Here is a 7608-nt window from a genome sequence, read left to right as displayed (position 1 = left end):
AGAGCAGAGCGGCCGCGGCCGCCCGTCATTGCCTTAGCGGAGGTTGCCGCAGAAGCGCTGGATGCGCGTGCAGGCTTCTTCCAGCGCCTCGGTCGAGGTGGCGTAGGAGATGCGGAAATAGGGCGCCAGGCCGAAGGCCGAGCCCTGCACCACCGCGACGCCTTCCTCTTCCAGCAGCGCCGTGACGAAGTCCTCGTCGGTCTTGAGCAGCTTGCCGCCGGCGGTCGTCTTGCCGAGCGTGCCGGCGCAGGACGGGAATACGTAGAACGCGCCTTCCGGGTTCGGGCAGACGATGCCGTTCGCCTGGTTCAGCATCGAGACGACGAGGTCGCGGCGCTTCTTGAAGATCTCGGCGTTCTTCGGGATGTAGTCCTGCGGGCCGTTCAGCGCCTCGACCGCCGCCCACTGCGAGATCGAGGACGGGTTCGAGGTCGACTGCGACTGGATCGTGCCGATCGCCTTGATCAGCTCGACCGGGCCGCCGGCATAGCCGATGCGCCAACCGGTCATGGCATAGGCCTTCGAGACTCCGTTCACCGTCAGCGTGCGGTCATAGAGCTTCGGCTCGACCTCGGCGATGGTCGAGAACTCGAAGCCGTCGAAGACGAGGTGCTCGTACATGTCGTCGGTCATGATCCAGACCTGCGGATACTTGAGCAGCACGTCGGCTAGCGCCCGCAGCTCGGCGCGCGTATAGCCCGCGCCCGAGGGGTTCGACGGCGAGTTCAGGATCAGCCACTTGGTCTTCGGCGTGATCGCGGCTTCGAGCGCCTCCGGGCCGATCTTGAAGCCGCTCGACTGCGGGCCGACGATCTCGACCGGCGTACCGCCGCCGAGCGCCACGATCTCCGGGTAGGACACCCAGTAAGGCGCCGGGATGATGACCTCGTCGCCGGGGTTCAGCGTCGCCATCAGCGCGTTGTAGAGCACCTGCTTGCCGCCTGTGCCGACCGTGATCTGGTTCGGGGCGTAGGTCAGGTTGTTCTCGCGCTTGAACTTGGCGGAGATCGCCGCCTTCAGCTCCGGAATGCCGTCGACGGCGGTGTACTTCGTCTTGCCCTCGCGGATCGCCGCGATCGCGGCTTCCTTGATGTTCTCCGGCGTGTCGAAGTCGGGCTCGCCGGCGCCGAGCCCGATGACGTCGCGACCGGCCGCTTTCAACTCGCGCGCCTTGTTCGTGACCGCGATGGTCGCGGACGGCTTGATGCGGGCGAGGCTATCGGCGAGGAAGGCCATTTGGGGCTCCGAAGGTGGAAAGAAGAGGGGTTTGTGCGGCGCGGAAACTAGTCTGGGAGGCGCGGGATGGCAAGGGAAGATGACTATCGCTTCCGCTTCCTCGCCGCCGCCAGGAGCCCCGGCGTCCACGTCAAAGTGATTTGACCTTCGTCTCGGACTTCCTAGTTGTTGGCCCGTGGGGCCAATCCTGAAATCTGGAGAGAACGATGCTCATTCGTCGCAAGCGCGGCTGGGAGATTCCGGAGAACCGCGCGACCCCCGAATCGGTCTTTCTCAATCGCCGCGAGATCCTGGCCGCGGCCGGCATGGGGGCGATCGGGCTTGCGGCCGGCTCGATGGTGCTGCCCGGCCTCGCCCGCGCCGCCGAAGCCGACCCGAGCGCCGGGCTTTACCCGGCGGCGCGCAATCCGCGCTACAAGATCGAGCGCGACGTGACGCCGGAAAAGATCAACGCGCACTACAACAACTTCTACGAATACAGCACCGACAAGGAGCTCGCCGACGCGGCGCAGGCGCTGAAGATCCGGCCCTGGACGATCCAGTTCGGGGGGCTCGTCGAGAAGGAGAAGACCGTCGGCATCGACGACCTCCTGAAGGCGATGAAGCTGGAAGAGCGGCTCTATCGCCATCGCTGCGTCGAGGCCTGGTCGATGACGGTGCCGTGGACCGGCTTCCCGCTCGCCGATCTCGTCGCCTTCGCCAAGCCGCTCTCGGGCGCGAAATACATCCAGATGGAGACCTTCCTGGATCCGGCGATGGCGCCGGGCCAGAACCAGCCCTTCTATCCCTGGCCCTATGTCGAGGGGCTCACCATGGCCGAGGCGACCAACGAGCTCGCCTTCATGGTGACGGGCGTCTACGGCAAGCCGCTGCTGAAGCAGATGGGCGCGCCGATCCGCCTGCACACGCCCTGGAAATATGGTTTCAAGTCGATGAAATCGATCGTCAAGGTGAGCTTCGTCGAGGAGCGGCCGGTCAATTTCTGGCAGCAGCTGCAATCCTCGGAATACGGCTTCTGGGCGAATGTGAATCCCGAGGTGCCGCATCCGCGCTGGAGCCAGGCGTCGGAGACCGTCATCGGCACGAACGAGCGGGTGCCGACGCAGCTCTTCAATGGCTATGGGGAATTCGTCGCCGGGCTCTACAAGGGGCTGGAGAGCGAAGCGCTCTATATGTGAGCATGCCTGATTTGTAGGCGATATCTGAGATCGGGCGCGCTGTCCGATCTCGAAAGTCGGCTCAGAAAAGAAAAGGCCGGGCACTCTTGCGAGGCCCGGCTAAGTCTTTGTTGCTGCGGCAGGGAAATGCGCAGCAAACACCTTCCAGAGGGGAACAGCTGAGGTCGAGCCCACCGCAGGGAGGAGGGAGCGGCGGCCCAACGCATCAACTGACCCGTATATGGATTGGTCAGGCTGCCTAATCAACCAGCAGACGTGCATCACAGCTATGCATTTCCGGCATAACGCAATGCCGTGTTCGTCTCGACGAGATATCTGCGCCCGAGGCGGGATATTTTGCTGACGATATGGAAAAATATTCCGCTTAGCGCCCTAAATCTGGAACCTTAGGGAAAACATTCAAAATGCCGCGCGGATCTGTCCGGGCATTGTCACAAAACTGTGCCTGGATTCAGGGCAGTGGCGGCTCAGAACTGCCAGTTCTGAGCCTTGGCCAGCATGAAATCGCGGAAAGCCGTCACTCTGGCGGAATTCTTGAGCTCCGACGGATAGCAGAAATAGGTCGGGAAGCTCGGCACCTGTGCCTCCGGCATCAGCTTCACGAGCGAGGAGCCTTCCTCGATCATGTAGTCCGGCAGGATGGCGATGCCCGTGCCGCGTTCGACGGCAGCCTTGATCGCGTAGATGTTGTTGATTCGAACCACCGGCTCGCGCGGGTTGTCCGAGGAACGGCCGGCGATCTCCAGCCAGTTCACGTCGCGGATATTGGGCGGCACCGGCACGCCGAAGGTGACGATGCGGTGGCCTTCGAGGTCGTCGAGCGTCTCGGGCTTGCCGAAGCGGGCGACGTAGTCCTCCGAGGCGTAGACGTGATAGTGCGCCGTGAACAGCCGGCGTTGGATCAGGTCCGGCTGCACCGGCTGGCGCAGGCGGATCGCCACGTCGGCCTGGCGCATGGTCAGGTCCAGCTCCTGGTCGTCGAGGATCAGGTGCAGGTTCAGGTCCGGATGCAGGTCGACGAATTCATTGATGCGCTGGGTCAGCCAGGTCGAGCCGAGCGCGACCGTGGTGGTGATGCGCAGCGTGCCGGTCGGCTTCTCGCGCGAATCCGTCAGGCGGATCTTCACGCCCTCGAGCTTCTGCATCACGTCCTGCGACGTGCGGTAGAGCAGCTCGCCCTGTTCGGACAGGATCAGGCCGCGGGCATGGCGGTGGAAGAGGGGGACGCCGAGATCCTGCTCCAGCGCGCCGACCTGGCGGCTGACGGCCGACTGGCTCATGCCCAGCGCCTCGCCGGCATGGGTGAAAGAGCCGGCCTGCGCTGCCGCGTGAAAAATCCTCAGTTTGTCCCAGTCCATGGATGGACAGCCCCCTCCGCAACCACCAGCCCTGTTATCGTTTCTATTCGGCGGCGGCTGCGGTCTCGGTCACAACCGGATTGGCCGCCAGCCAGCGTTCCGCCTCGAGTGCCGCCATGCAGCCCTGACCCGCCGCGGTCACCGCCTGCCGGAACGTCTCGTCCGTCACGTCGCCGGCGGCATAGACGCCGGGAATGCTGGTTGCGGTCGAATCGGGCGCCGTCCAGATATAGCCGGACGGCTTCAGGTCGAGCTGGCCGCGGACGATCTCGACCGCCGGCGCGTGGCCGATCGCCACGAACACGCCATGCGTCTCGCGCTCGCTGACCTCGCCGGTCACCACGTTGCGCAGCTTCACCCCCGTCACCGAAGGCGGGAATCCCGTCTTGCCGACGACCTCGTCGACGACGCTGTCCCAGATCACCTCGACATTGTCGAGGCCGAACAGGCGGTTCTGCAGGATCCGCTCGGCGCGGAAATGGTCGCGGCGGTGGACGATCGTCACCTTTTTCGCGATATGCGCCAGATAGAGCGCTTCCTCGACCGCCGTGTTGCCGCCGCCGACCACGACGACGTCCTTGTCGCGGTAGAAGAAGCCGTCACAGGTGGCGCAGGCGGAGACACCGAAGCCCTTGAACTTCTGCTCGCTGTCGATGCCGAGCCATTTCGCCTGCGCGCCGGTGGCGATCACCAGCGCGTCGGCGGCATAGACCTCGCCCGAATCGCCCTTCAGGATGAAGGGGCGCTGCGACAGGTCCGCCTCGACGATGTGGTCGGACACCATCTTGGTGCCGACATGCTCGGCCTGGGCGCGCATCTGCTCCATGAGCCAGGGGCCCTGGACGACGTCGGCGAAGCCCGGATAGTTCTCGACGTCGGTGGTGATGGTCAATTGCCCGCCGGGCTGGACGCCGGCGATCAGCATCGGCTCCAGCATGGCGCGGGCTGCATAGATGGCGGCGGTGTAGCCGGCGGGGCCGGATCCGACGATGATGAGCTTGGCGTGCTGCATGATGGGCCCAGACATAGTGTCGGGACATCCGCTTTTGAAGGCAGCGTCCCTGGAGGGGTGTGTGGAGCGCATACAGTTGTGCGAGCTATGCGATCCTGTGCGTTCTCGCGAACAATTGTTTCCGAATCAAGGCAATTGGGCCAGACTCGAATATCCGATTGCCGCCCTGCATCCCCGGCTTTCTTTCCTGAAAGAGATACTTTCGCCGTGAGGCCAGCGTGAAAGCCCGTTTAGACGCGATCGACTGGAAGATCCTGAAGGAATTGCAGGCTGACGGTCGCATCACCAATGTCGAGCTGGCGCGCCGCGCCGGCATCTCCGCGCCGCCCTGCCTGCGCCGCATGCGCGCGCTCGAGGAGGCGGGGATCATCGAGGGATACCGCGCGCTGGTCGACGAGGCGGCGCTTGGCTACGACGTCACCGCCTTCGCGATGATCGGGCTGTCCAGCCAGGCGGAGGCCGATCTCGCGGCGTTCGGCGCGCGCGTGCGCGACTGGTCGATCGTGCGCGAGTGCTACATGCTCTCGGGCGAGGCGGATTTCATCCTGAAATGCGTCGCTCCGACGCTGAAATCCTTCCAGGCCTTCGTCGAGGAACTGACGGCAGCGGCCAATGTCGCCAGCGTCCGCACGACGCTCACCATCCGCCGCATCAAGGACGAGCCCCTGGTTCCGATCGAATAGGGTAGCGAGCGCGATCCTCGGTCCCTATGGCTTCCAGCCGGTCGCGGCGTAGCGCCAGAACATCTCCTGCGCGTTTGCGGCCGCGGCCAGGAAGCCCGCGCGGCCATCCAGGAAGCCGCGCTTGATCACGTAGAGCCGGAAGAACAGCCAGACGGCGCGCAGCGCCGCTTTGCCGACGCCGCCCTTTCGGCCGCTCTTTTGCCGTTGCGCGGCGCCGGAGAGCGCATAGCGGCGCTGCTTGTCCAGCACCTCGTCGAAATCGACATAGCTCAGATGCGACATCTCGGTCGAAAGCTCGCCGACGGCGCCGTCGACGACCAGTTTCTCATGCACGAGATCCGGGGTGAAGCGGGCGACGTCGCGCCGCGCGAGCCGCAGATGGCGATCGGGATACCAGCCGCCATGGCGCAGCGGCTTGTCCAGGAAAGTGTTGAGACGATTGACGCGATAGCCGGCCGGTCCATCGGCCGTCGCCAGCGCCGCGCGGATCTCTGTCGCCAGAGCTGGCGGAATCCGTTCGTCGGCGTCGATCGACAGCACCCAGTCGCTGGTGGCTGCATCGAGAGCACGCTGTTTCTGCACTCCGAAACCAGCCCATTCGCTGCGGATCAGAACCCGGCAGCCGGCCGCCTCGGCGATCGTGACCGTCGCGTCCGTCGATCCGCTGTCGACGACGACGATCTCGTCGCAGAACGAAAGCGAGGCGAGGCAGGCCGGCAGATCGCGGGCCTCGTTCTTGGTGATGATGATCGCCGATAGCGACGCGACCTGGTTTGCCGAAAGCATGGATGGGTCCTGGGCGAACTCGCGTGGCGATTCCGCCGGCCTTGAAGAGGTGCAGGCCTTTGTGGGGCCTCAGCGCGCCAAGGTAAAGCGGATCGGGGCGCTTTCAGGGCCTGCGCCGCGCGACTTTCCGTCCTTGGGTTCTGTTCATGCGGGCAGGCGAGGTTGTGACCGCCGTCACTGTGGCGGGAGTGTGGCTCGGCTAAGACGCGACCAAAAGATCACGCCGTTGTGAATATTCACTGACGCAGCGGAATTCGGTTGAGCCAGGCGCCGGGTGTTGTGATTAATTTGAGAACAGTTCTACGATTCCGCGGCGGAATTGTCGAAATCCTTAATATACCGTAGGTTGTAATGGCAACCTGTGGTAGTTGGCCATTTGTTATTTTGGCCTTCGATCTTATTGGTTGTTTTTTTGTCTCGGCGGACCGCATGGTGCGATTGTTCGATTGTTTTCTGCTCTTCAATGAACTCGACTTGCTCGAGATCCGGCTGCATGAGATGGCGCCGTTTGTCGACCGTTTTGTTATTGCCGAAGCTACGACTACCTTCTCCGGGCAGCCCAAGCCGCTGCATTTCGAGCTCAATCGGGCGCGTTTCAAGGCTTTTGAAGACAAGATCGTCTACATCGTGGTCGATACCTCGGGCGGGCAGGAGGACGGCTGGGCACGCCGGCGCAAGCAGTGCGACGGATTGCTGGATGGGGTGCGCGATGCTGCGCCGGACGACATCGTCCTGCTCTCCGACCTCGATGAAATCCTGTCGGCCGAGACGCTGCGCCGCCTGAGGGCCGAGCCGCCGCGCGCGCGGGAGGTGCTCTGCTTCGAGCTGAGGATGTTCAACTACTTCCTGAATCTCGAACTGGACGCGTTCTGGTTGCGCAGCGGTCCGCGCGCCGTCCGTCGTGCCGATCTCCGGACCATGGAGCGCCTGCGCAAAGTCTATGGCCCTTCGCCTTCGTGGCGGCACGACATTCCGCGCGCGATCAAGGCGTCGCTGCAGATGCGCCAGATTGTCCGGCGCCGCGTCGTCCGCAATGCGGGCTGGCACTTCTCCTATCTCGGCGGCATCGATGCGATCCGGCGGAAGCTGAAGTCCTATGCCGCCCACAACACCGTGCCGGAAGACTATCTGAATTCGGACAAGCTCGAGCGCCTGCTCTCGGCCGGAATCGCGATCAGCGACATGGGGAGCCGCAGGCTGTTCCATCGCGACCTCGACGAGACCTTTCCCGCCTATGTGCGGGAGAACCAGGCGCTGTTCGCCCATCTGATCGCGCCGCCGCTGGAGACGCGCCCCGCACCGGCCCGCGCGCAGCGCGTTGCCCTGGGGGCCGCGTAATGCCGGAGGGGGCCTGG

General features: G+C 64.2%; 7 protein-coding genes. 3 read left to right on the top strand and 4 right to left on the bottom strand.

The features are described from left to right. Positions 1–33 precede the first annotated feature (33 nt). Positions 34–1236: a pyridoxal phosphate-dependent aminotransferase gene (locus OSH07_RS10860; protein ID WP_266338651.1), complete on the bottom strand. Its 1203-nt coding sequence runs from the start codon at positions 1234–1236 to the stop codon at positions 34–36. Between the two features lie 206 nt (positions 1237–1442). Here OSH07_RS10860 and msrP point away from each other — a divergent pair, with 206 nt between their 5' ends. Next, a complete protein-coding gene (gene msrP, locus OSH07_RS10855; protein WP_266338650.1) occupies positions 1443–2414 on the top strand; it encodes a protein-methionine-sulfoxide reductase catalytic subunit MsrP in 972 nt (323 codons plus the stop codon). 467 nt (positions 2415–2881) lie between these two features. Here msrP and OSH07_RS10850 read toward each other — a convergent pair whose 3' ends face one another. Both OSH07_RS10850 and trxB read right to left on the bottom strand, forming a co-directional pair. Then, positions 2882–3772, bottom strand: a complete 891-nt coding sequence (locus OSH07_RS10850; protein WP_266338649.1) for a LysR family transcriptional regulator — start codon at positions 3770–3772, stop codon at positions 2882–2884. Positions 3773–3815: 43 nt separating this feature from the next. Further along, positions 3816–4784 (bottom strand): thioredoxin-disulfide reductase, encoded by a 969-nt coding sequence (gene trxB / locus OSH07_RS10845; RefSeq protein ID WP_266338668.1) that lies wholly within the window; start codon positions 4782–4784, stop codon positions 3816–3818. A 218-nt stretch (positions 4785–5002) separates the two neighbouring features. Between trxB and OSH07_RS10840 the strand changes: the two genes are divergently transcribed. Next, entirely contained in the window at positions 5003–5467 is a 465-nt protein-coding gene (locus OSH07_RS10840; protein ID WP_266338648.1) for an Lrp/AsnC family transcriptional regulator, read from the top strand. 24 nt (positions 5468–5491) lie between these two features. On the opposite strand, the gene OSH07_RS10835 is transcribed toward OSH07_RS10840, so the two are convergent. Beyond that, positions 5492–6253 (bottom strand): glycosyltransferase family 2 protein, encoded by a 762-nt coding sequence (locus OSH07_RS10835; RefSeq protein ID WP_266338647.1) that lies wholly within the window; start codon positions 6251–6253, stop codon positions 5492–5494. 429 nt (positions 6254–6682) lie between these two features. On the opposite strand from OSH07_RS10835, the gene OSH07_RS10830 reads away from it, so the two are divergent. Then, on the top strand, positions 6683–7591 hold the full coding sequence (locus OSH07_RS10830; protein ID WP_266338646.1) for a glycosyltransferase family 17 protein: 909 nt from the start codon (positions 6683–6685) through the stop codon (positions 7589–7591). The last annotated feature ends 17 nt before the right edge of the window (positions 7592–7608 follow it).

The organism is Kaistia nematophila, from assembly GCF_026343855.1.
Taxonomy (GTDB): Bacteria; Pseudomonadota; Alphaproteobacteria; order Rhizobiales; family Kaistiaceae; genus Kaistia; species Kaistia nematophila.
Note: the sequence above shows the minus strand (reverse complement) of the source record. Positions and strands in the feature narration are given on the sequence as shown.

Bases quoted from the DNA above. Each gene is read 5' to 3' on its own strand.
- OSH07_RS10860 (WP_266338651.1), bottom strand. From the start codon at position 1,236: ATGGCCTTCCTCGCCGATAGCCTCGCCCGCATCAAGCCGTCCGCGACC.
- msrP (WP_266338650.1), top strand. From the start codon at position 1,443: ATGCTCATTCGTCGCAAGCGCGGCTGGGAGATTCCGGAGAACCGCGCG.
- OSH07_RS10850 (WP_266338649.1), bottom strand. From the start codon at position 3,772: ATGGACTGGGACAAACTGAGGATTTTTCACGCGGCAGCGCAGGCCGGC.
- trxB (WP_266338668.1), bottom strand. From the start codon at position 4,784: ATGCAGCACGCCAAGCTCATCATCGTCGGATCCGGCCCCGCCGGCTAC.
- OSH07_RS10835 (WP_266338647.1), bottom strand. From the start codon at position 6,253: ATGCTTTCGGCAAACCAGGTCGCGTCGCTATCGGCGATCATCATCACC.
- OSH07_RS10830 (WP_266338646.1), top strand. From the start codon at position 6,683: ATGGTGCGATTGTTCGATTGTTTTCTGCTCTTCAATGAACTCGACTTG.